At 34.0% G+C, this 24,280-nt stretch carries 28 protein-coding genes; 26 read left to right on the forward strand and 2 right to left on the reverse strand.

Annotated elements, in window-relative coordinates; translation table 11 throughout:
• Nucleotides 1-187: 187 nt before the first annotated feature.
• The 18 genes from AC3WJF_RS20220 to AC3WJF_RS20305 all read left to right on the forward strand — a co-directional run bounded on the left by AC3WJF_RS20220 (nucleotide 188) and on the right by AC3WJF_RS20305 (nucleotide 15,170).
• The gene (locus AC3WJF_RS20220; protein ID WP_492455433.1) at nucleotides 188-385 is read left to right on the forward strand and encodes a hypothetical protein; all 198 of its coding nucleotides are present in this window, start codon (nucleotides 188-190) and stop codon (nucleotides 383-385) included.
• Nucleotides 386-463: 78 nt separating this feature from the next.
• A complete protein-coding gene (gene tnpB, locus AC3WJF_RS20225) occupies nucleotides 464-1,663 on the forward strand; it encodes an IS200/IS605 family element RNA-guided endonuclease TnpB (RefSeq protein ID WP_492455435.1) in 1,200 nt (399 codons plus the stop codon).
• Nucleotides 1,664-1,835: 172 nt separating this feature from the next.
• Nucleotides 1,836-2,186, forward strand: a complete 351-nt coding sequence (locus AC3WJF_RS20230; protein WP_492455437.1) for an NUDIX domain-containing protein — start codon at nucleotides 1,836-1,838, stop codon at nucleotides 2,184-2,186.
• Nucleotides 2,187-2,354: 168 nt separating this feature from the next.
• Nucleotides 2,355-2,564 carry a hypothetical protein gene (locus tag AC3WJF_RS20235; protein ID WP_492455438.1) on the forward strand — a complete coding sequence of 70 codons (210 nt, stop codon included), beginning with the start codon at nucleotides 2,355-2,357 and terminating at the stop codon, nucleotides 2,562-2,564.
• A gap of 227 nt (nucleotides 2,565-2,791) precedes the next feature.
• Nucleotides 2,792-2,968: a hypothetical protein gene (locus AC3WJF_RS20240; RefSeq protein ID WP_492455440.1), complete on the forward strand. Its 177-nt coding sequence runs from the start codon at nucleotides 2,792-2,794 to the stop codon at nucleotides 2,966-2,968.
• Between the two features lie 351 nt (nucleotides 2,969-3,319).
• Nucleotides 3,320-5,488, forward strand: coding sequence for a S9 family peptidase (locus AC3WJF_RS20245; protein ID WP_492455442.1), 2,169 nt, complete (start codon nucleotides 3,320-3,322; stop codon nucleotides 5,486-5,488).
• Nucleotides 5,489-5,634: 146 nt separating this feature from the next.
• Nucleotides 5,635-5,802 carry a hypothetical protein gene (locus AC3WJF_RS20250; RefSeq protein ID WP_492455444.1) on the forward strand — a complete coding sequence of 56 codons (168 nt, stop codon included), beginning with the start codon at nucleotides 5,635-5,637 and terminating at the stop codon, nucleotides 5,800-5,802.
• A 160-nt stretch (nucleotides 5,803-5,962) separates the two neighbouring features.
• Nucleotides 5,963-6,475: a DUF6886 family protein gene (locus AC3WJF_RS20255; protein WP_492455446.1), complete on the forward strand. Its 513-nt coding sequence runs from the start codon at nucleotides 5,963-5,965 to the stop codon at nucleotides 6,473-6,475.
• 498 nt (nucleotides 6,476-6,973) lie between these two features.
• Nucleotides 6,974-7,459, forward strand: coding sequence for an NUDIX hydrolase (locus tag AC3WJF_RS20260; protein ID WP_492455448.1), 486 nt, complete (start codon nucleotides 6,974-6,976; stop codon nucleotides 7,457-7,459).
• A gap of 258 nt (nucleotides 7,460-7,717) precedes the next feature.
• On the forward strand, nucleotides 7,718-8,572 hold the full coding sequence (locus tag AC3WJF_RS20265) for a GNAT family N-acetyltransferase (RefSeq protein WP_492455449.1): 855 nt from the start codon (nucleotides 7,718-7,720) through the stop codon (nucleotides 8,570-8,572).
• A 236-nt stretch (nucleotides 8,573-8,808) separates the two neighbouring features.
• The gene (locus AC3WJF_RS20270; RefSeq protein ID WP_492455452.1) at nucleotides 8,809-9,552 is read left to right on the forward strand and encodes a GNAT family N-acetyltransferase; all 744 of its coding nucleotides are present in this window, start codon (nucleotides 8,809-8,811) and stop codon (nucleotides 9,550-9,552) included.
• Nucleotides 9,553-9,981: 429 nt separating this feature from the next.
• A complete protein-coding gene (locus AC3WJF_RS20275; RefSeq protein WP_492455454.1) occupies nucleotides 9,982-10,275 on the forward strand; it encodes a DUF3888 domain-containing protein in 294 nt (97 codons plus the stop codon).
• Between the two features lie 350 nt (nucleotides 10,276-10,625).
• Nucleotides 10,626-10,892 (forward strand): CD3324 family protein, encoded by a 267-nt coding sequence (locus AC3WJF_RS20280; protein WP_492455456.1) that lies wholly within the window; start codon nucleotides 10,626-10,628, stop codon nucleotides 10,890-10,892.
• Between the two features lie 148 nt (nucleotides 10,893-11,040).
• Nucleotides 11,041-11,907, forward strand: a complete 867-nt coding sequence (locus AC3WJF_RS20285; protein WP_492455458.1) for a GNAT family N-acetyltransferase — start codon at nucleotides 11,041-11,043, stop codon at nucleotides 11,905-11,907.
• Nucleotides 11,908-12,237: 330 nt separating this feature from the next.
• Entirely contained in the window at nucleotides 12,238-12,549 is a 312-nt protein-coding gene (locus AC3WJF_RS20290) for a hypothetical protein (RefSeq protein WP_492455459.1), read from the forward strand.
• A 151-nt stretch (nucleotides 12,550-12,700) separates the two neighbouring features.
• Nucleotides 12,701-13,636: a hypothetical protein gene (locus AC3WJF_RS20295; protein ID WP_492455461.1), complete on the forward strand. Its 936-nt coding sequence runs from the start codon at nucleotides 12,701-12,703 to the stop codon at nucleotides 13,634-13,636.
• Between the two features lie 271 nt (nucleotides 13,637-13,907).
• Complete coding sequence (gene tnpA, locus AC3WJF_RS20300) at nucleotides 13,908-14,369, forward strand: IS200/IS605 family transposase (protein ID WP_492455484.1); 462 nt, start codon at nucleotides 13,908-13,910, stop codon at nucleotides 14,367-14,369.
• Between the two features lie 525 nt (nucleotides 14,370-14,894).
• The gene (locus AC3WJF_RS20305; protein ID WP_492455463.1) at nucleotides 14,895-15,170 is read left to right on the forward strand and encodes a hypothetical protein; all 276 of its coding nucleotides are present in this window, start codon (nucleotides 14,895-14,897) and stop codon (nucleotides 15,168-15,170) included.
• A 283-nt stretch (nucleotides 15,171-15,453) separates the two neighbouring features.
• Here AC3WJF_RS20305 and AC3WJF_RS20310 read toward each other — a convergent pair whose 3' ends face one another.
• A complete protein-coding gene (locus tag AC3WJF_RS20310; RefSeq protein ID WP_492455465.1) occupies nucleotides 15,454-15,684 on the reverse strand; it encodes a hypothetical protein in 231 nt (76 codons plus the stop codon).
• 524 nt (nucleotides 15,685-16,208) lie between these two features.
• On the opposite strand from AC3WJF_RS20310, the gene AC3WJF_RS20315 reads away from it, so the two are divergent.
• Nucleotides 16,209-16,538, forward strand: coding sequence for a DUF3139 domain-containing protein (locus AC3WJF_RS20315; RefSeq protein WP_492455467.1), 330 nt, complete (start codon nucleotides 16,209-16,211; stop codon nucleotides 16,536-16,538).
• 652 nt (nucleotides 16,539-17,190) lie between these two features.
• Entirely contained in the window at nucleotides 17,191-18,273 is a 1,083-nt protein-coding gene (locus AC3WJF_RS20320) for an NAD(P)H-dependent flavin oxidoreductase (RefSeq protein ID WP_492455469.1), read from the forward strand.
• Nucleotides 18,274-18,417: 144 nt separating this feature from the next.
• On the opposite strand, the gene AC3WJF_RS20325 is transcribed toward AC3WJF_RS20320, so the two are convergent.
• Nucleotides 18,418-19,308, reverse strand: a complete 891-nt coding sequence (locus tag AC3WJF_RS20325) for a LysR family transcriptional regulator (protein ID WP_492455471.1) — start codon at nucleotides 19,306-19,308, stop codon at nucleotides 18,418-18,420.
• Nucleotides 19,309-19,571: 263 nt separating this feature from the next.
• Here AC3WJF_RS20325 and AC3WJF_RS20330 point away from each other — a divergent pair, with 263 nt between their 5' ends.
• The 6 genes from AC3WJF_RS20330 to AC3WJF_RS20355 all read left to right on the forward strand — a co-directional run bounded on the left by AC3WJF_RS20330 (nucleotide 19,572) and on the right by AC3WJF_RS20355 (nucleotide 23,730).
• The gene (locus tag AC3WJF_RS20330; RefSeq protein WP_492455473.1) at nucleotides 19,572-19,961 is read left to right on the forward strand and encodes a tautomerase family protein; all 390 of its coding nucleotides are present in this window, start codon (nucleotides 19,572-19,574) and stop codon (nucleotides 19,959-19,961) included.
• 86 nt (nucleotides 19,962-20,047) lie between these two features.
• Complete coding sequence (locus AC3WJF_RS20335; RefSeq protein WP_492455475.1) at nucleotides 20,048-20,329, forward strand: GNAT family N-acetyltransferase; 282 nt, start codon at nucleotides 20,048-20,050, stop codon at nucleotides 20,327-20,329.
• Between the two features lie 245 nt (nucleotides 20,330-20,574).
• Nucleotides 20,575-20,877 carry an ArsR/SmtB family transcription factor gene (locus AC3WJF_RS20340; protein ID WP_492455477.1) on the forward strand — a complete coding sequence of 101 codons (303 nt, stop codon included), beginning with the start codon at nucleotides 20,575-20,577 and terminating at the stop codon, nucleotides 20,875-20,877.
• Between the two features lie 259 nt (nucleotides 20,878-21,136).
• Nucleotides 21,137-22,312, forward strand: coding sequence for an MFS transporter (locus AC3WJF_RS20345; RefSeq protein WP_492455478.1), 1,176 nt, complete (start codon nucleotides 21,137-21,139; stop codon nucleotides 22,310-22,312).
• 219 nt (nucleotides 22,313-22,531) lie between these two features.
• Nucleotides 22,532-22,981 (forward strand): GNAT family N-acetyltransferase, encoded by a 450-nt coding sequence (locus tag AC3WJF_RS20350; protein WP_492455480.1) that lies wholly within the window; start codon nucleotides 22,532-22,534, stop codon nucleotides 22,979-22,981.
• Between the two features lie 311 nt (nucleotides 22,982-23,292).
• Nucleotides 23,293-23,730 carry a VOC family protein gene (locus AC3WJF_RS20355; protein ID WP_492455482.1) on the forward strand — a complete coding sequence of 146 codons (438 nt, stop codon included), beginning with the start codon at nucleotides 23,293-23,295 and terminating at the stop codon, nucleotides 23,728-23,730.
• Nucleotides 23,731-24,280: the final 550 nt, after the last annotated feature.

The raw sequence follows: 24,280 nt of genomic DNA on the forward strand, positions 1-24,280 counted from the left end.
CCCGATCATAAATTGTTAGATACTATTATAAGCTTGTTTCTCCCAATTTACTGTGTCCATTTTTTAGACTAACATCATTTTGTATAAATACGGTGTGATTTTAATAAAAAGGGAGTGGGAGTTATTGGATACATTGAAGAATTAAGGGGGAATTGTTGGTCATAGACCTTTAATATTCGTAGGATCTGTGACTATCATTTTTGATGACATGGGAAAACTCTTACTTCAACAAATGAAATTTCCAAATGGTATGTGGGGAATTACAGCACTTCCCGAGCGGGAAAGCCCACTCCTTCAGGTGTGGGATGATAGCGAGGTCAGATACGAGGCGCCACAAAAAACCGAAGGTTTTGTGGCGCTTCAAGTATCTGAAAATTTAGCATAACTCAGGATTTTTCCTTGTATTTTTGTTTCTTAAGTTATAAAATAATAGGAACATATGTTTGTTTAGGGGGTGACTGTAGTGGCTGTAACGTATCACAAGGGATTTAAATTCCGATTGTATCCTACACATGAGCAAGAAACACAGATCAATAAAACGATTGGTTGCTGCAGATATTCTTATAATGTAGCCTTAGCGAAACAAAAAGAAAAAGATTTGTTATGGCGAATCACCGAAGAAATGTATCAAAATGGACAACTTCTTTCTAATGAGTGGAAGAGTCCAAGATTTAGTGCCAACGTTTCCATGAAGGATAATACCGAATTCAAGAAAACCATTTCGTGGTTAAAAGAAGTAGATTCCACTGCTATCCAAAACACACTTCAAAACTTAGGGGAAGCCTACAAATCCTATTATAAAAAAGAAAAAGGCAAACCTAAATTCAAATCTAGAAAAAATGAAATCCAGTCCTATACATCAAAGTGTAACTATAACAAAGGCATAGGAACCATACGCATTGTAGATGAAAACCATCTTATCCTGCCAAAAGTAGGAAAGGTCCGTTTTGCCAAATCAAAGGAAGTAAACGGTCGCATTATCAACGCAACTGTCAGAAGAACTCCTTCAGGTAAATATTTTGTTTCCGTATTAGCGGAGGTAACAAAAGGACCTACTCAATACAGTATGTTTCAAACTGGTGTTGACGTTGGTTTAAAAGAATTCGCGACCCTTTCGGATGGTTTTGCAATTCATAATCCCAAACATTTATATCAACTAGAAGGGAAATTAAAAAAAGAACAACGAATTCTTTCTAGAAGAACCGTTGGTTCTTCTAATTGGAGAAAACAAAAAAGTAAGGTAGCAAAAGTTCATGAAAAAATTGCAAATGCCAGGGAAGACTTTTTGCAAAAAATATCGACGATGTTAGTGAACGAAAACCAAGTCATTAGCATAGAAGATATTCGAGTGAAAAATCTACTTAAAAACGGCAACCTTGCAAAAGCTATTTCCGATGTATCCTGGTCGGAGTTTAGAAGAATGCTAACCTACAAGTGCAATTGGTATGGTAAAACATTAGTAGTAGTTGGTTCTAATTTTGCTTCTTCTCAACTTTGCAGTAATTGTGGATACAAAAATAAAGCGACTAAAAATTTGACGGTTCGTGAATGGACTTGCCCTAGTTGTCAAGTATGCCACGACCGGGACCATAATGCGGCAAAAAACATCTTGACTGAAGGGTTAAGAATACTTTCAGGAACAGAATTAGTTCAAGTGGCCTAATTCGTTTCTAAACCGTGGGGCACACGGGGATAGCCTAATGAAGTTCGCTAGGGATTAGAACTTCTTTGCAAACCGAAGGTTTGTACGATATAGGAAAACTCACGGCAGGTGGAACGTGTAAAAAGAACTTCTATCTAACAGGCTTTGGGGTGGGAATCCCACTGCTTCAGCTGTGGGAGCAGTCAAAGGTGGATTGATGGAATTAGGTGAATCTAAAGAAGATGTTGCAAAACGGGAAGTATTTGAAGAAACAGGTCTTAAAATAGATGAATTGAATCTAATTAATGTCTATTCAGGACCTCAAAACTTCATAAAAGCAGAAAACGGAGATGAATTTTATGTAGTAACGGTTGCTTACTATACAAAAGGATTCGAGGGAGTTTTGAAGGTAGATAAATCAGAATCTATTAAATTTGAGTTCTTTTTCCCTAATCAGTTACCCGAAAACATAGTTAAAAGTCACAAAGTAATATTGGATGAATTTTTACTAAACCATTATTCATTTGCAGGTATAGCTAAGTAAGTTAAATAATATCACATAAATCTACTATCAAGTTAGAAAAAAAATATAAATGCAGATCTTAGAAGTCATCAAAAAATCGAAAAACATTCTCTTTAAAATGAAAAGGTCAATGATTAATACCCACTGGTAGAATACTATTTGATAAATAAAGGTAGAAGGGGGGATTTTTTGAAGCGTAAATTTATGTTTTTGGGAATCTTTATTTTAGGAATTATACTTACCTTTAATACAACAAATTTTATGCGTGAGGAGGGATTCAGCGATACCGTAGGGATTATGAAATCAGCTGATATTAGATTTGCATTTTTGTTAATATCTTTATTTGGGATAATTGGCTATTTTGTAGAAATTATACTTGAAAGGATAGGCAAGGATTAAGTTATTTTTACGTCAATATGTATTCCGAACTTCGCTTATTATCTATGGAAGTTTGTGAGAAAATAAACTTAAACTAACGGATGCTATACTTCAGACAGAAAAGGGACAGGCTAGTTAAATTGCAATAAAAGAATATTATTTTTTGAAGGGAATAACCTCTTCAATGAAGAATAAATATTAACATATAGAAACGGAAATATAGATTCAGAGAAAATGGGGGTTTGGGTATGAAAGAAAGGACAGAAAATAGATTTAATGTTCCAGTAGGTTCTAAAAGTGTAATTACTTTTGGTTCTGCTTTAGCCATTACAATATCTTGGAGTATTCATAAATCAGTTCTCTGGGCAATAATTCACGGGATCTTTAGCTGGTTCTACGTTATTTATTATGTTTTGACTAGGTAAGACTTTTAGTCAAATTATTTAAGAATTTATTATTTTTCTTTACAAAATTATAGGGAGCCTGATCCAGGAGGATTTAGGCTTTTTTGTAAGTTTAAAATTGAGTACCATTGATGAAATTAGGTAAACCTTATGCAACTATTTGGTGCAAGAGTTAAAGAAGATGAGGTCGCTGCGACGATCTTTTTTTATTCCATTCAAGGGAGTTTAGTGGAAGAAGGATTTATTAATATTAGTGTAATTTAACTAAGAAGGATGTTAAAAAAGGTGAAATTGTCACATAAAACGAATATACATTAATAAATAATTTTAGAGTAGCATTATCTACTTCTCTAAAGATACTGGGGAGGAATTATGCGTACTATAACAGTTAATGATGTCTTAAATATTAAAGAACCTGCTGATCGAGTTCATATGTCAATTTCACCATCTGGTAATTGGGCTGCTTTTTGTTTAAGCGGCAACGTAAATACCAAATCACAAGGGGTTTCACAAACTGTAGAAGGTAATAGCCAATGGATATGGAATCTTCAAACCGGAAATAAATTCCAGATTGCAGAACAAGCGGCAAATAGTTGGGGTGGTACCTGGTCGCCGATTGATGATAGACTTGCTTTTTATGCAGATATATCTGGAAAAGCACAGGTTTGGTTATGGAATCCAACAAATAGTATTTTGAGCCTATGTTCGGATACTATTGTTCGTCCATTTTTTGGGTTTGAAAAACCAATATGGACCAAAGATTCAAATCATCTAATTGTAAAATCAATGCCGACTGAAGTAGTCAATGAAACTTATTTTAGCTCCGCTCAAGGTCTATACAATTCCTCCTCTGACCTAAACGTTCCTAATAACACAAAGTTTTTTTCTACAATCCCTGATACAAACTATCAAAATGAAAAAGTAAATAATAACTGGATAAATCGTTATAGGGCTGAAATATCAATCATTAACATTTCTACCAAGGAAACCAGAACCATTTGCAGAGGTTTTAATCCTGTGGGAATGTCCATCTCGAATAATGGTAAATTCCTTGCTTTTACACACTGTTTAGGAGAAGAAAATATACATACCCAACAAAATATTTATGATTTATGGGTAATAAAACTAGATACAGAAAGTGTAGAAAGTACAAAATTAATTGTAAAAAACATTAGGATGGACTTCGGTTTGAGTTTTACTTGGGGATTAGATAATGAAAGTATTTTTTATACTACAAGTGGTCCTCTATCGGAAGGCGGTCTTTGGTCTGTTAATACCACATTGTCCGATAAAGAAAAACTAGATTTAAATTTGGATAATATACACTTCGGTAGGGAATATGATGGCCCAGTACCTTTAGAGAATCATAAAATAATGATGATTGCTAATGGCAGCTTAATGATTTATTCATATTGTAGTAAAAAATTAGAGAGAATAATCACTCTTGAAGGACGAGAAGTTATTGCTATTTTTCCAAATATTAGCCCTATGGATAATTATGTTATGGTACAAACCGAAGAAAAGATGAATGCAAACTATGGGTTTTATAAGGTATATTATGAGACAGTTAATATTGAATTAATATTTGAGGAACCAAAAGCTCATTTACCATGGTATGAAGGTGGAGCTGTATTTAGCAATAAGAAAAATCAGGAACGTATTGTATACTTTTCCCAATCGGCTAATGAACCACCTAGAATCAATTTACTAGACGTAGCTTCTAATCGTGTTATATTAGTTTCAAATTTAGGTAAAGTTAATTCTAATGATCTAGGATTGTTCGAATTAATTTCTTGGAAAAAAGATAATATGACATTAAGAGGGGCACTTCTAATGCCTAAAAATGTTGTAGGTAAAGTACCAGTAATAATGCGTGTATATGGGGGATCTATGCAATCAAAATACTCCAGATACTTTGGACTGAGTTTTTCTAGAGCAGATAACCATCTATTATTTGTAGCTAGAGGATATGGAGTATTCTTACCTGATTTGCCAATGGCAAGAAACAATGAACCTTCTGAAGAAATTACAAATTCAATAGAGAGTGCATTAAATCGACTTATCCAACATCCCGGAGTAGATACAGAAAGGATAGGAATTATTGGTCACTCTTTTGGTGGATATTCAGCTCTTATAGCTATTACAAGGATACAACGATTCAAAACAGCAGTAATCTCTGCAGGTATTGGAAACTTAATTAGTTTTTATACTAAGTTTTCTTCTCCAAACTTTAATTACGGGCTCATAGAGGATGGTCAATTTAATATGTCCGGAACCTTATGGGAGAATAAAGATCGTTACATTAGAAATTCTCCTCTATTTGATTTTCAAAATATTCAAGTGCCGGTGTTAATTATTCAAGGTACGCAAGATCATCTTTGTAGCGAAGAGGCCGGTCCAATTTATTCAGCCCTAAATAGATTAGGAAAGATTGCTGAGTTATTGCTTTATGACGAAGGGCATTGGCAAGGCACTTGGAAAGAAGCAAATTTAAAAGATTATTATGATAGAGTATTTAAATGGTTTAACAAATACCTTTAAGGATATTTCAATAACTAAGGAGTATATTTGATATACCCACTCTTGTTTGACTAACGGGTTTAGTAAAAGAAGGAATCTAACACTATATTACAGAATATACCAATGATAATGAGGTGTTTTTTTAGAATAGGGTTAGGAGGGCAAAAATGGATGTGTTTAATTCAATATTTAGTCTAATAATTTTAGCTTTGGTAGTTTTTATTATTTCTCGTATTGCAAATCATTTTAAAGAATCAAGGAAAAAGCTATTTGAAATTGATAAAAAACTTGATGAAATTAAGGAAATGGTTGTTTCAGAGATACAGAAAAAGTAATTGTTATTCAAAAATAGTAGACTTTCTCTTACTCGACTAATGGAGGAAGCTATTGGAAATGGGCAGACGCTGCGGCAGTACTCTCTATCATCGAAGTAACTGGCAGGATGACTATCAGCTAAATGGAATGTAACGGTAAATAGAAACAAGGAGGGTTAGAATGCTATACCACTTTAGTGAAGACGACAATATCGAAATATTTGTGCCTAAAGAAAAACAAAATCGACCCGATTTTCCTGCGGTTGTTTGGGCAATTGATGAAGAACACGAGTTTACATACTATTTCCCTCGGGATTGTCCTCGTATTGTGTGTCGAAGAGACGAAGCGACAACAGACCAACATTTACAACTTTTCTTTAACAACACAATTGCCAACACCGTAATTACAGTAGAAAGTGACTGGTATACAAGGATTTCAAAGCAGATAATGTTTAGATATAACTTTGATGAAGAGGGTTTTGAGCTTTTTGATAAGACCGCTGGCTATTATATAGCTCGCCAAATAGTTAAACCCGAGTCAGTGGAAAGATACGAAACTTTGGTAGAGAGATTGATTCAAAAAGGGATTGAATTAAGAATTACAACAAATTTATATCCACTTAGGGAAGCAATACTAGCTTCTGACTTCAAAGGATTCGGTATACATAGATTTAATAACGCAAAAAAATTATGACTAACAACACTATTGGATACAAAGGCATAGCGGTGGATCTGAATGAACCATCGCTTGTTTTTGTAATTACCACGCCGCACTGTACTAAAGGGAAAGAAGTATAATCTTGATTTCGAAGTATTGATGTGATCTGGAAACCTTAAAGTAAATTAAGCGTAACATAAGATTGATTGGTTAAAAAATCAATTTCATGTGTCAGGGAAACCTGTTTTGCCAACCATTCGCTTAATTGTTCACTAAAGACGCAGATTAGTTGAATAATTTCATTAGCTTGTATTTCACAATCGGGCCAATTAATGGAGTGTCGAGAAGGAATATTTTGTAAGTGAGTCGTAGTTTTTTATATCGGTTAGCGGATAGCAAACGAATCTTTGAAATTAATTGAACATGGTGATATTTATGAAATAGGGTGTGCAAATAATCCGATGACAAAGGATTTTATGAAGTGTTGTTCATTATACCGATTTCAAGACAATATTTTTGTTGGAGGTAGATTCAATGCAAATGCCTTTACATATTGTTGCAGCACTAGGTTTTGTAGAGAACGATCAGGAAGAGATATTGATCGTTAAGGAACGCCGAAGTGGTGAGTGGGTTTTTCCCGGTGGTCAAGTGGAGATTGGTGAAAACTTGATAGATGGATTAATTAGGGAAGTAAAAGAAGAAAGCGGCATTGATGTTGAGATCTCCCATCTAACAAGCATTTATTCAAACACTGGAACATACGAAGGACATAGTGGAGTGAAAATAGTACCTACGAAAGTAATGTTTGATTATGTATGCAAACCCATAGGGGGAGAACTGTCTTCTTCAGATGAAACAACGGAAAGTCGGTGGGTGAAAAAGAATGAAGTACTGGATATGGTAACATCTCCTGCACTTAGAACAAGATTTCAAGCTTACTTGGATTTCGAAGGAAATATTTTTTATATGGATTACGTAACAAAACCGGAATTTGAATTGAAACTTAAAAGAACAGTTTAATGATTATTATTAGTTGGTATCGGTAAGGGAAATCTAAGAGGTTATTTTCGTGGCGGATTTTCCCTAAGATAAAAGCAATTTAAGATGAATTCAAAAATGTTATAAGCAACCCGTCTAGTTCTGAAGAAAATTTTCATTCAATTTAAGGCACAGTTGTTGAAAAAGAGTTGAACCTGAATCGGACAATGATTTCGGAATAAAAAGGTGCTTCTAAATCGGTGTCTTCGATTTTATCTGATTATGAATAGGGTGTTGAAAATGAAATTTAAGGTTTATGATAATGCTTATGATTTTGAGAGAAAGATAGGGCCGATTTTATTGGAAAAGAAAGATGTATTCAGTCTTTTTTTGGGTGTACTGCAAGCGATTAAAGCTGGCAATTATGAGAATCCATTTATGACGACAATTGAAGAGGATGGAAATGTATTAGCCTTTTTCCAAATGACACCCCCTCATCCGTTAAATCTTATTTTTGTCGATGAAATCCGTTTAGAAGAAATAATGGATTTCTTCGTAAAAAATATGGTCGAACTTGAAATTAACTTTCGTTCGATTATCAGTTTGAAATCGTGGGCATACAAAGTCGCAAAGAAGTGGGAAATTAAAACAGGTATGACTCATCAACTACTTATGGATCAAGGATTATATCGATTAAATGAAGTAAATGAAACGCTGAAACATAGTCCCGGTACTTGGCGCTATGCAGAAGAAAGTGATTCTTCACTTATCGAAAAGTGGTTCAACTTATTCGAACGTGACACCGGAATGCTGATTTCGCCAATCGAACACGTGAAAAAACGTGTTGCAATGTTTCTAAAGGAACGAGAGGTTTTCCTTTGGGAGTATAAAGGAAAGATTGTATCTTTGATGAAGAAGTCACGTCCGACACAGAACGGTGTAACCGTTTCTTTGGTTTTTACGCCAGAGGAAGAGCGCAAAAAAGGATACGCCAGGACGCTTGTTACGGCGGTTTCAAGAGAACTACTCAAGGATTTTGAATTTTGCGTACTGTACACAGATATGATGAATCCGACATCAAATAAGATATATAAGGAAATTGGCTATGAAAGGATTGCAGATTCTGTTCATCTAGGTTTTGATAAAGACGAATGATTTTGTTTTCATTACTATTAAAGCGGATTTTCAATTATCGGGTGCGATTGACGAACAAGTATGCTCAAGAATATGTCCATTATATTGAGTAACTTATTGTGGAAATTTGAGATGATTGTTATTAAGTTAAGGGCAAAAGAGTTTTATAGTCAATCCCTGTTCGATTGGTAAATAATTTGCGTGAAAATAGAATTTCAATTTCCGTGCCGTGGACGAAGCGAAAGGAATGGGTAACGATGATTATGACACAAAAAGAGATGCTGTTCATTGTGCAATCACAACTTGCAATTGACCTGAATTGCTCGATTGATGACCTGAACGGTGAGAAGGACAGCATTATTTTTGTTGAAGCTAAAGAAAATCCTGGACGAAGACCATTTCCGAGGAAGACGCGTTATTTCGAAATTGTGTCTATGGGGAAATCAATTGTAGTGTCGGCTACATCGGAACGGTTATCAATTGCTAAAACACAGATGCAAGGCAAAGATAGGGATACCGTATTTTCATTGCCATTTATCAGAGGTCTTTACTTACATTTTCTGCCTGATGCAAAAAGAATAAATCCAATGTCATCACCGAAATTTTTTTCATTTGAAGTGATTAAGCGAGAAGAAGTGGTCAGCTTACTTGATGTTACAAGTTTTAATAATGCTATTATATATGATACGAATCTTCCTTGGCAGACTGAACTGGCTGTGCTTGCAAAGCTAGACGGGGAAATTATTGGTGTGGCAGGAGCGAGCAAAACCTGTGCAAAACTGTGGCAAATTGGCATAGATGTATTACCCAAATATCGTAATTTGGGATTGGCTAGTTATCTGGTAAACAGGTTAACTTTTGAAATATTGGAACGTGGAGAGGTACCGAGTTATGACGTAATCGCCAGTAACCTTGCTTCACAAAGAGTAGCTCAACGATCAGGGTATTCGCCCGCATGGGTGTCTGATTGGCGATGTAATTTTGAAGGATTTGAACAGTAATTATATCTTATAAAGTTTTAACTAACGGAGGCGAGAGCTCAATACATCATACGAATGACCAACAAAAATTGGTGGCTACTCCGCAAACGGGCGCTTTTCTTTAGTAAGAAGGCGTCTTTTTTATATGCTCCTATACAAAATATTGTGAAAATTCCCACTTAAACTAGGGTGCTTTAGTTTAATAAGAAATTATTTTTAAAGAAAAACACCGCAAAAAGTTTTAGCGGTGTTTTTGTGTGTTATTTAGCTTGCGAAATAGGTTGCTATTTTAAGTTCTGTACTTCAAAACAGAACCCGTTATCGTTTTGAATACTTTTTTTATTTGGGTATTCGGATTAATTGGTTGCTGTTAGTTACAAAACTCTATTTTCGAATATGTTGACTAATAATAAAGTCGTTTGATACTCGCAATGTTACATTATTTCTTGAATGATCAAACTTTTTTATAAAGTTACAACAGTACAACTTTCTTTCAAATCTACAACTGAACTCCTCAAAATAAAGCAGGTATATGGGATTGGTGGATTATATGAGATAACATTGAAATTGTACCCTTACTATGCTGCTCATAATGGTTATGGGGAAAATGAAGTTGGTATTAATACAAATGGTGAACTAATCAGTTATAAACACTTGAAAACCCGAAAACATAACCTTGAACTTCAACTGGTGCTAATGTTAAATAAAAGGTCGCAACCGCGACTTTTTTTCTTGCTCCACTAACGGGGAGTTTAGTTGAACAATCGTCATTAGCCTTTATTCAACAATCGGGCCAGATTGTGGAGGAAAGCTTTCACGTATTCATGTAGAATAGTAATTAAGTTTATGGGATTCGATTAAAATTAATATTTATTTAATAAAGATAAATAAAGTAAGAAGGGAGTTGTAAAAATGCAAAATAACTTCGTATTGACAAAATCCGCAAGATCTCATGCAAAGCTAAGTATTAGAATGGCGATTTCTTTGTATGAGTTGGTAGTAATTAAAACAATCGCCTATTGAATAATTACATCAAAAATACTTGGCTTTGCACCTTATTTTAATTATCAAAAATAAATAAGGGGCTGGCAAAAGTGAAATATGTAAAAGCAACTACTATTTTACCTGAAGAACTTTTAGTTGAGATTCAAAAATACGTTCAAGGTAGAACGATTTATATACCGAAACAAACGTGCACTTATCAAAAATGGGGCTCGCTTTCAGGCGGAAGGAAGATAAACGATGAAAGAAATGCTTATATAATAAATGAATATTATAATGGCAAGTCCATTAGTCAATTGGCTCAAGATTATTTTCTTTCAACCGATACAATAAAAAAAATCGTTTATTCAAAAAGGTAGCAACTAGCACTGGTTTCTTATTAAAGATTATCAGTGCTTTTTTATGGTAACTTTGTTTCCTAGTCATTATTTCTATTTATAGATGCTGATGTAGATTTTAAAATAAATACTAGGGTAGAAAGAAACAATTCTCGAGGAGGTTAGATAAATGAGTAGACCTATAATTCGAACTTACAAGGATTCAAATGATTTAAAACGGATGCAGAAACTCACACAAGCTATATGGTCACTGGAACCTAATTACCATATAGGCGATCTAGCTTGGCAACGCTACCGACACGCTGGACGCGAGGATGATTGGGATACTGCAATTTGGGAAATGGATGGGAATCCCGTAGCTTGGGGATGGATTCAAAAACCTGGTGAGTTAATATGTCAAGTTGATCCCGATTTTCCTGAGGTGGCCAAGGATGTCATTGACTGGTTTGATAAAATAACTAAAACCAATAAGCAAAAAGTGACTGTCCTAGAAACGGAGTCGCATCTTATTTCAGCCTTTGAAGATTCTTTATTCAACCCATTAGCAGAAAGTCCAGAAGTCCTCACAAAAATTTCATTGGATAGTTGTTCATTCCCTGTTCAATTGCCAGATAAGTTTAAAGGTCGCCATATCAAGGGTTCTGAGGATTTAACAAATCGTGTGGCAGTACATAGGGCTGCATTTCATAAATCCAGAGTCACAGAAGAAAGTTACTTGAACGTTATGAATACCTATCCTTATGATTCTTCTCTTGATTGGGTAATAGAATCCCCAAATGGTGAGTTCGTAGCATCTTGTTTAATTTGGTTTGATGAAGTTAACAAGGTGGGGTTACTGGAACCTGTTGGAACGGATCCGAGATTTAGGAGAATGGGGTTAGCCAGTTCAGTCTGTAAGCTTGCTCTCAATGCGTTGAGTGAAAAGGGGGCAAAAACGGCAGTTGTTGTTTGTACTTCCCCAGATGCATGTGAGCTTTACAAGTCTATTGGTTTTGAACAATTCGCTCAAACAAAATCATTTCATCGTTTAAAATAGAGCCAGATTGGACACCTTTTATACCTACAATTTGGTTATAGAGATGTATCAAAAATGCAGGTTTTCGAAAAAGAAACTTCAACAATCGCGGGCGCTGTTCTTTAGTAGAAGGCGTCTTTTGTATATGCCCCTACACATAAAGGGATTAGATCTTGTTAAGATGAAAAATTGTGAACATTTTCATTTAAACTTTCGGGCGCAAGAGTTTAAGAGCCAGCTGCCAATTTGGTGGCTTTTCTTATTCGACTAAAGGGGCATGTTAGTTGAAAAATAAATTGGATATTTATGGTATATTAAAGTAGTAATATTAAGGGAGGGGGAACTAATTAAATGTTAAAAAAGTCATCTTTTTTGGGGCTAGTTGCTGCAGTAATTTCCATTGGTTTATGGTTATTATTAAACTTCTTTAATCCTTATTCGAATGAAATAAATAATGATACAACTTTAATAACTTTATTTATGTTAGTTTTACCTGCTATTACGGCAATAATCTCTTTTTTTTCATCAAGAAAATTATTAATGCTAGTTGCCTTCATATGGTCTTTACCTATAAGTTTATATATGTTAATGACTTCAGGAATTTTTCTTTTGTTTGGAATCACAAGTTTTTGTTATTTATTTAGTTATATTCTTATGAAGTGAAAAAACAGGGGTAATTTGAATAAGGGATAATTAAATTAGTCTTACATGATTCGGATATAATTATTGAACCTTATTGAAGTAAAGGAGGTTAGTGCAAGAAAGGATAAGATGAGAATATGCGTGTAAGAATATTTATTAAGGAGCTGTTTATATGCTTCATATGAATGTAATCAAAAAATTTAAAACCTCTTATCAAATTAAATTTTCGAATGATTATCGTTTTTTATGTCATACAATGGGCAGTAAAACAATTATTTATGATACAAGTTCTTGGGAAAAAATAAAGGAGCTTAAACCTAATAATCCAGGAGATATTTATTTCTCAGACAATGATGATTATTTATATATAAAAAACACATTCGGTACTGTATGTGTGTATGAAACGGTTGGATTTCAGTTAATCAAAACCATTAAATCGAATAAAAAATATCAACTTGCTGAAGGGGACTTTGCTTTAACTAATAATTCACTCATTATCCTTGATACACTGAAAACGAAAGACGGACATCAACTGGCATTAATCAACATTGAGAAGGGTGAGTTTAGCGTACTAACTCAATTTAAAGATTCAATTACTCTTCTTTACTTTAATCACTTTATCCAGGCTGAAAGTGCCTATTTATTTACTTTAAGTTATGTAAATAATGAAGGTTACCGAGTCGAAAAAATAGTAAAAGTTAAAGAACCAATAAATAAAGAGTCCATTGAAGTATTAGACAACTTAGAAATTCGGAATTGGGATTCCATCATCTTTAACTCTATTCAAAACGTATATATTGTGGTTCAAGATTATGACATAGTTATACTTGATGGACAGTTTAAAGAAACTTTAAAGAAAGTCTGCTTATCAGAACAGGATTATCCTGACCACTTTGGTTATTTTCAACATATGCATCAGTCAAACGATGGTCGATATATTATCCTTACATATAGTGAGACAGTTTTAATCCTGCAATACAATGATTTAGAGCCCATTGTAGTTGAAGAAATACAATATGCTTGTTTTGGGGAATTCAGCAACGATGACCGATTTATTCTTATAGGAACATGGGAGAATGGTTACATCCTTGAAAATACCCTAAGTTAGTGTCTTTGGAGAGATGAGGGTCACCGTTCTTCTCTTTCTAATAAGAATTGTGAAATTCTTCACTTAAAGTAACAGGTGCTTATGTTCAATAACGGGATGGCTGCGGCGATCCAGTTTTCTTATTTATTGTTTAGAAAACCCCTGGCTATACCGGGGGTTCCAGAGAGCTTATAGCGTGGTATTTTTAAAAAAACCTCACATCATGGTAGGATAAAGTTGGTTTCCCGACCACTTTATCTCACCATAGAAGGAGGTATGCCCTGTGAAGGACATGAATAGTTTAACACATACAACTTGGAATTGTAAGTATCATGTAGTGTTTGACCCAAAGTACAGAAGGCAGATTATTTATGGAAAATATAAAAAAAGTATTGGGCAAATCATACGAGATTTATGTGAACGGAAAGGTGTAACAATTCATGAAGCAAATGCTTGTCCGGGTCACATTCATATGTTAGTCAGCATTCCACCCAAATTAAGTGTATCCCAATTCATGGGTTATTTAAAAGGAAAAAGTAGTCTTATGATATTTGATCGACATGCCAATTTGAAGTATCGATACGGAAATCGGAAATTCTGGTGTAGGGGCTTCTACGTTGATACTGTGGGCAGAAATAAGAAACAAATACAAGAATACATTAGAAATCAGTTGAAAGAAGACTATATGGGTGATCAATTAACATTATTCGAAGAATATGACCCATTTACAGGAGAGAAAAATAAGAAGAAATAAAGAAATTCTTTAGAATTAGTGAGTGAATGTGGTGTAAGCGGGAACCCCTCTCAGTGGGCCATTTACGGCCAAGGCCGGTAACAGAGGCTTTCAGCCCCAGAGCAAACCACCAGTTCACACTGGTGGTTTTGATTGAGCTAACGGGAGGTTAATGGAAAAACAAACACTTACAAATAATTATAAATCTATGTTTAATTGAAGTAAGATGTTGTGTTAAGGTGGGGATATGATAATAATTTCAATATTGAAGTGAAGTAGATATTTTTCCTGCTTTTGATAGGTTTTGGTATTTTATGTTTAATTGAATCCATAAAACTGGGGATTTGGACAAGAAAAAAAGAAAGAAAAATGGATAAAAGAGAATGAATACTTAGTTAAATCTTTTAGACTCAGAATTTATTTTATAATTACTGGCTTAGCTAGTATTATATTTGGATTTTTAAAAAGTCTTTTGTGAAACTTTTCTTCTTCAAATAGTCGTACATAAAGTCTAGGAACAAATAAAGTTTGGAGGTTTAATAGTAAGTGGAATACATTCTCATATTTATATCTTTTCTTATAATAATAAATTTATTGACTAAGGTGGGTAAATTAGAAGGTCGCATAAAAGGGATCCAATACACCTTAGACCAGTTAACCCAACAATCGGGACTACCTGAAAATCCAATAAATGATGAACTACGTAAGTTAATAAAAGACGGTGAAGACATTAAAGCAATTAAAAAGGCAAGAGAAACTTTAGGTCTTTCACTGTTAGAAGGAAAAGAATATATTGATAAGTTGAAATCCGAAAGCAGATAATACCTAACCTACTCATAAAAGCACAAACGAGAGAGCTAATTAGAGTGATTGTAAAAATTGTACGTAAAGTAATGGGTGCGTTCAATAAAAATGATCAAACTAAAAATTGATATTTAATCAAACAGAAAACCGTCATTTTGATCAATCTATTTTCAAAATTACGGTTTTTTAATTGCTGTTGTATATGGAGAAAAGAGAGAGCTTTTTTATCAATCTGTATTTTAAAGCTACAAATACTTCATCCTTCTGATTTTCATAGAGACCTGACGCTACCTTATTTGTATTAGAATTTGGCTTCAGTCATTTCTTCTTTAATTCGAACATCATTTTTACTTACGTCTTGAGATTTCTTAAGCGACTTACCAATTTTCCATCCAATCGCAATATTGACCACCGCCATTAGAGAGTATTCAATAATGTTTGGCTCAGGAGTTAGGATATCGATGACAAACCATCCTCCAGCCATTCCAAACCCAGTAATAGCGCCAATCCATGCTTTTAAATTACCCTTCATTTAAGTTGCACCACCTCTTGTTTTTGTTAAACTCATTAAAAGATACGAAATCTATTTTACTTACCACATTTATTTTATGTTGGTGAATTCTCCGAAATAACCAGAGTTTTTGATACCTATATCCAAGAACCTATTATGGTTTTACACTGGCAATGACAGGTTTTAGGATCTGTTTAGGTTCAACGTTTATTACCTCGCTTAACAGAAACTACGAAGAAACTATAAAAATATGTAACAAGGGAATTAGAACTTGTTTTAATAGGGGGCTAGAGTTAAAGAAGTTGTGGCCACTGCGGTAATCTTTTTTTTTGTTCCACTATTGGGGCAACTAGTTAAAAAAGACACTAAAAATGAAGTGTATAATATTCATTTCTTTATTAATCTAAATATGAATTGATTCCAGAATCCTCTATAAAATTTTCATTCTCATCCCCCTATTATTTTTCTTGTGAAATATGATATTGATATATTGTAATATTAAATTTATTCTAATAATAATTGGAAATAAAGGGGTAATTACGCAAATGAAAAAAAGAAAATGGTTAAAAGTACTAGGATTAGTTATTCTCATTATTTTTTTTAGTATTGGTATTGTATATGAATATTACAAGTATGAATTTCAACATAGTGTTCAACAACATCTTCATAAAGAAGGATTTAAAAAACAAGATATTAAGAACATTTATACAAAGTTTAATAAATTTGGATATTGGACAGGTGTCGTATTTGAGGATGAAAAGAACGTAATTTATATTTATGAAAGAAACCCTAAGACTAACGAAATACATCAATCAACATATGATTCTAGTAAAAGAGAAAGTGAATTAAAACATTATGAAAAAAGGAATGAATAAAAAAGCAATTCGAATGAAAAAAACCTTCCTACGGCATTGAATAATATTTGGAACTGGTGCAGCAACCAGAATAGGATCAATCTACCATGTGTGTTTCCCGTAATGGAGCGACAATCAGTGGTGCAGCGACGATTTTTCGTAACGAGGAGTTTAAGTGAATAACTTCACAAATTAAACTGGATATTCAAACTCGAATATAATCTATTCATTTGAAGACGTTCCTCAGCAATCGGGCTAGTTTGCTGAAAAAAGAAGGGTTTTTAGCAATCGAGGATATAATACTACTTCAATTCACTTACTATAACTTTAATTCCTTTAACAAGGGGTAGGAGATGTATTCGTACAACTCAATTGTGCCGTAATAAGTTAATATAGATTATTTCCCAGCCTTTTTTGCAGCTTGTTCTATCCATTTTTTCAGTTTTTCACGGCCATTTTCATATATATCCAATCATATGTAGGTTAGATTTCCGAGAGGAATTTTTTCTTACCATCGATTTTTATATAGAAGTTATTAAAAAGTTTCTTCCTTCAATACCCTTTAAATATCAATATTTTTGATGCTAACTAACAAAAACCATCATTTCACTTGTCGTTCCAACACAATTATACTATTAGAAAACACTCTATAAAGGAAGTAGGTAGAGATAATATGTGGTATAAAAATAGTGTTACACAGAAGTTGAATATAAAATATCCAATCATACAAGCAGGGATGGCCGGTGGTGTCACAACTCCCGAGCTAGTGGCTGCTGTTTCTAACGCAGGTGCACTTGGAACTCTTGGAGCAGGTTATATGAGCCCAACACAAATGCAAGACAGCATCCGAAAAATTAAAGAGCTCACAAATAAACCCTTTGGTGTTAACCTATTTATTCCAGAAATACCCGATGTATTTGCTGAAGAAATTGAAAAAGCAAACACATGGCTCCAACCATTTCGGGAGGAATTAAACATATTGGAGAAACCGGAAGTGAAAAAAGGAACTTCTTCTATTTTCGAAGAACAAATTCAGATTATTTTAGAGGAAAAGGTACCAGTATGTAGTTTTACATTCGGAATCCCTCCAAAAGAAGTAGTTCAACAGCTGAACCAGAGTAATGTTGTGATCATTGGAACCGCAACGACCGTTAATGAAGCAATTGCTAACGAGGAAAACGGTATGGATATGGTAGTTGTACAAGGAAGTGAGGCAGGGGGGCACCGTGGAACTTTTATTGGTCAATTTGAAGAAGCGATGATAGGAACAATGGCACTTGTTCCACAATCTGTGGATCAAGTTAAAATTCCTGTGATTGCCGCAGGAGGAATCATGGATGGAAGAGGTGTTTTGTCAGCATTGCTATTGGGGGCGCAAGCTGTCCAAATGGGAACGGCATTTGTCACCAGTTCAGAGAGTGGAGCGAGTACTCAGCACAAAGAAGCTATTTTGAATAGTATTGAGGAGCAAACGGTCGTGACCTCAGCTTTTAGCGGGAAACCTGCAAGAGGTATTCGCAACGAATTTATCACGAAAATGGCCAAATATGAAAAAGAATTGCCGAAATATCCTATTCAAAACACATTAACAAAAATAATACGAAGTGAAGCAGCCAAACAAAACCGACCTGAATGGATGTCGCTTTGGTGCGGCCAAAATCCACGCTTAAGCAAACCGGAATCCGCAAATGAAGTGGTTTCGGAAATCTGTTCTCAAGTTGCTGACATTGTAAAAAGCAAAAAAGGGGAATGGTAAAAATAAGGATTTGAACTGTTCGACAGGACATACCTAAATTGAAACATGAATTTTACTTTTCTTAGTAATAACTTGTTCCAATTTAGGTTTTTTACTTTATATAAACATCTATATAAAACAGAAACCCCCATCCTTGCTAATTTTTTAAGATGATACAGTCACATTTATGTAGCCGCTAGAACTAATGACTCTAATAAATTCACAGAATGCGGATGTTTTAGCGATGTCCTTATGATAGATAAACTTTGTTGAAATCGTACCGAATTCTTTTGGCAATGTGAACTGTTTAATATTTTCATTCTTGTTAATCTGATCAGCTACGGATTTTGTTAACAGAGAGATTCCCAATCCAGCTTTAACACATCCAATCACTCCATCCAACGTGTTTAATTCCATTAATTTTGATGGACTAATCCCTTTAGATTTCAACCACTTTTCGAAAATATCTCTGTAAAAGCACCCTGACTCAAATACGATAATGGTTTGATTCTTTAGCTGGTCAAAGTCTATGGCAGAAAGTTTATTTTTCTTCGCAAGTAGAACCAGTTCCTCTTCAAAAACCTCTATTTCCTCTAACTCCGGATGGTTGATTTCCCCCGCAACAAAGGCTCCATCAATCTCACGATTCAATGCTGCTTTTATAAGGTCTTCTGTGGTACCGGTTCGAAGAGATAATTCTACTTGGGGATATTGATCATGATATACCGATAAAATATTGGGTAAGCGTGTGGCAACAGTAGTCTCCATAGAACCTATAGATAATGTCCCGTTTGGAAAATCTGAGCTTTTTAACGTCTTTTCAGCTTCATCCATCAGTAGAAGAACTTGTTCGGCATAAGACAAAAGTATTTTACCTGGAGAAGTTAGAGTGACACCATGTCTGTGTCGATAAAAAAGTTTAGTTCCATAGTTTTGTTCTAATCGTTTCATTTTTGCTGTTACATTAGATTGAACAAAATTTAGGTTCTCAGCCGTTCTTGAAATATTCCCCTCTTTTGCAACCTCTTTAAAAACGCGAAGATCTTCGAGATTCATGCCAACCTTCCCCCTAACTATTTGAATATCAAAAATTTTGATGTTAACTAACAAAAACCATCATTTTACTAGATATTATATCACGATTATACTATTCATTGAGAGGCGAGCTGTCCCTATATTTGCGTAATGTAATGTGTAAAAATAGCAAGGATCCCTGATTTTTGTAATAAAAAAGAATGAACAAATTGATAGTTGAAAATTGGGATATATTATAAAAAACTAACGTCTTCAAAATAAAGCTAAAAGAAGGAGGAAAATTTATGCCGTTACTTCGTTTTGACCTCATAAAAGGGAGAGATAAGGAAAGTTTAAGGAAACTTTTAGATGTCGCACATTCTGCTGTAGTAGAGGCTTTCGATGTTCCCCAACGGGATCGATATCAAATTGTTCATGAACATTTAGAAGACAATATGATAATACAAGATACTGGCTTAGGAATGAACCGTACGAACAATCTTGTTGTTCTTTCCATTGTAAGTAAAGCCCGACCTAAAGAAAAAAAACAAAAGCTATATTCCCTCCTTGCCGAGAGATTAGAATCTGAATGTGAAATTTCCTCAACTGATTTAATAGTATCTATTGTTGAAAATAATGATGCTGATTGGAGTTTTGGGCATGGTGAAGCACAATTTTTAACCGGTAAATTGTAGGTTTGATAGAACCTTTAAAGGGAAGACTCTTTATAATACTTTTGAATTATCTAACGTAAGATTAGGCTACAAAGGAGGAGCATTTTATGACCACTATAAAACAGGGGAAAAATAAGTTTTATATCGGTGAAGATGAAGAAAGTCCAATTGCTGAGCTTACATTTAAATTATCAAATGGTAATGAAATTATTGTTGATCATACCTATGTATCAGATGAACTACGTGGAAATGGAATAGCTGAAATGCTAGTGGCAAAAGTGGTTAACTATGCAAGGGAAGAAGGCAAGACAATCACCCCTATGTGTTCATATGCTAAAAGAAAGATGGAAAAGACACCTGAATACCATGATGTATTGTCTAAGCAGTAATGAAAGTAAGGTATTTTTGTATATTTCCTCAAGAGGATTCATTTAACTTTAAGTTTTAGGTTGTTCCGACAGTCATTTTTATTTTCTAAATAAAAATGACCTGGAGTACACTATTGTAAAAGTTTATAATTGACGAATCGATAATTCTCGATATAATGAATTATGTATTGAGAATTATTCCTTATATGGTTTAGATAATAGAGTGCGCACTTGACATATCGATAATTCTCGATAAAATGGATTGTATGAAACAAGTTGATATTTTTAAAGCATTATCTAATGAAGCAAGACTGCAAATTTTAGAATGGCTTAAGGAACCAGATTTCCATTTTACTCCTAACGAAGGGGTTGATATGAACAAAATCGGGGTTTGCGTTGGTCAAATTACAAAAAAATTGAAAATGACGCAATCGACGGCATCTCATTATTTGTCGATACTCTTACAGGCTGGACTCTTAAAGGCGGAGCGAATAGGTAAATATACGTATTACAAAAGAGATGAAGATGCCATCAATGGAATCGCTGAGTTCTTGAAGCACAAGAAATAACCAAATGAAACTGAATTCCTTAAGAATTCTGTTTGGAGAGTTCAGTTTCATCTCCCTATAATAATTCGATGGGTTTCAAATTGAATATTTTTTTGCTCAAACATATCGATAGTTATCGATATGTTTGAGCGTAAATGAAATTATAGGAAGGGGCATCATCTATCTAATTGATGGTTTCAGGTAGATATTTTTTTCGGAAGACATATCGATATATTTCGATGTGTCTAAGTATATTTAAAATTATAAGGAGTGACATCATTTGTCTAATACATGGAAGATTTATATTTTGGCTATCGTTAGTTTTTTAGTAGGGACTTCCCAATATATTGTTTCGGGAATTTTAGATACGATTTCTCACTCACTTGGAATAACATTGGCTGCAGCGGGCCAATTAATCACAATATATTCACTTGTATATGCAATATGTACACCTATTCTTATGGGAATAACATCTGGTATGGACAGACGTAAATTAATGATTTTTTCGCTAGGTTTGTTCGTAATAGGTAATATCTTGGCATTTATTCTTCCCGGATACGGATTATTTGTATTAGCTCGAGTAATCATGGCACTTGGGGCGGGGATGGTTGTAGTTAATGCATTAACTATCGCTACAAAGATAGCACCGGAAGGTAAACAAGGTAGCGCAATTGCTACAGTGGTAATGGGATTTACGGTTTCTTTAATCATAGGAGTACCTCTTGGAAGAATTATTTCTAGTGTAATAGGTTGGAAAGTAGTTTTTGGTGGAATAGCACTCCTAGGAATTCTTGCTATCATAATAATTAGAGCAACAATTCCACTTATTAAGGGTGATAAGTCTGTACCACTAATCAAACAGTTGGCTCTTTTTAAGAAAAGAAAGGTTGCCATTGGATTAGCAATTACTTTTTTCTGGCTCGGCGGGTATTCAGCTGTTTACACTTACCTTTCACCTTTCTTGTTAAATGTCTCGGGAATAGGAGAAAAATCTTTAAATGGAGTATTACTGATTTTTGGTATCGCAAGTTTATTTGGGTCTAAATTTGGTGGATTTAGTACAGATCGATGGGGGGTTCAAAAAACACTGGTAGGGGGAATGTTCTTACACATTATTATGTTAGTATTATTATCTCTTGTAACAAATTCATCTGTCAGTGTTTTAATAATATTAATACTATGGTCATTTGCTGCTTGGACATCGGGACCAACACAACAATATAACTTAGCTACCATCGAGCCAGAGTCATCAGGTATATTGTTAGGTTTAAATCAGTCAATGATGCAACTGGCAATGGCAGCTGGTGCAGGAATCGGAGGTATTTTTGTGGAGAAAGTATCGCTAGCTTCAGTTACCTGGATAGGCTCACTAGGAGTTGCAATTGCTATTATAGCAACTTTTGCACTTTCCCGAACACAGTCAAGCAAGATGTCAATAGAGTATAAAAAGTCTTAACATCTTAATTTTATGGAAAATGGGTGTAAAATAAATGGTTAAATTTTATTTATGATTTGAAATATTGTAACTAAGTCCGCTATTAATTGATATAATAGGTTCGTGTTATGCGTTGGAATCTTTCCCTCTCGGACTATAAATAGCAAGAATTTATTGATGCAATCTCACACCTCTCATGTTAATACAAAAATTATTAATACCATGAAAGGAGAAAATATAATGAATAAAAATATTTATATACAAAAGGCTAAAATAGAAGAATATGATGACCTACGGAAGATTTTTTTAAACTCAAGACAAGAAAATTTCAATTGGATGGAATATGATAGCATAAAACTAGACGATTTTGATAGTAGTACAGAAGGAGAATTAATATTATCAGCAAAAATGAATAATGAGATTGCAGGGTTTGTTTCAATTTGGGAAGAAGATAAATTTATTCACAATTTATTTGTTTCGCCAAATTTTAAAGGGTGTGGAGTAGGTAAAGCATTGATAAATGAATCTGTAAAAGTAGTCGGATTACCATTAACATTGAAATGCGTAAAGGCAAATGAAAATGCTTTGAATTTTTATTTATCACAAGGGTGGACAATCGAGAAGGAAGTTACAGATGAGCAACCTTATTATTTAATGAAATATGAAGGTATAAATGAATCAGAAAAATAATCATGATCAGTAGTTGTATTAAGTCGTTATTTTCAAAATGTGAATTAAGTTTTTAACGAGTTCCTCAAAAATATATTATATTATAAACACTGTTCTTTTACAGAGCAATTATTTAAAATAAAGATTGATAATAAAGTTTGATTAAAAATCCTGTGTTGATATGCAGGAATTTTTTTTTTTTTTTTTTTTTTTTCACAATCGTTCCAGATTGGTTAAGAAGGGTATTTTCCGTTTTTAACGAATTAGAATTACAAACAAACGTATCAAAAATGCAGGATATTGCAAAATAACAGGAACAAGGAGGTACGGATATGAAGATCCATAGAATAGATCATGTAGGTGTAATCGTAAATGATCTCTCAGCTGCTAAAGAGTTTTTTCTCGATTTTGGGCTTGAATTGCTAGGGGAAACAGAAGTGAAAGGTGAATGGGTGGAACGGATAATAGGGCTTAATGACGTTAGAGAGACAGTTGTATGGTTAGGGATGCCGGGCGGCCAGACAACTTTGGAGCTGATCAAATTCCATACACCGTCAGATGAAAAAGGTATTCAGCAATCTTTTGCAAATACCTTAGGTATCACGCATATTGCATTTGCTGTTGAAGATATTGAATCCGTTGTTGCCAATTTGAAAAAGAAAGGAACGGAACTTTTTGGTGAGATACAAAACTACGAAAACACTTATAAGTTATGCTACGTTCGTGGGCCAGAAGGTATTATTTTAGAATTGGCGGAGAAAATCAGATAAACATTGAATAGGACTTTGAATGGATTATATTGTCGGTATCCATTTAAAAGACGCTATTTAAAGAGTGGAGATTAATATGGAAAAAGAAAATAAATAAAAACTGTATTTACATATGATTTTAGCGATAATAGGAGCAATTATTATTCCTTTAATAGCGATTTTAAATACAAAAAATAGTAACTATTATGAAACTCCACTTATTCTATTTGGTGCTTCATTATTATTGAGTTACATCAGTTTTTTAGAAAAAAAAGCTGGAATCAATAATAAATTGACTTGGGCAAGAGGAATAGTTTCTATAATTGGAATGTTAACTTTTTATTTCTTATTGAAGTAAATGGGTGCTTTCCTTAAAAATCTGGCTGTTAAAATACAGCCTTTTTCTTATTCGACTAACGGGGATAGTTGAAGAAGGAGAACCTATTCAATTTATAGAATAATAATTGTTAAACACGTTTTAAAAAAGGGAGAAAAAGGTTTCCGGGGAATTTGGAAGACTAAAGAAAAAAAATTAGACAACCATAAATAAATCGCTATTATATTATTACTT

The sequence above is a fragment of the Heyndrickxia sp. FW510-T9 genome, assembly GCF_058781025.1.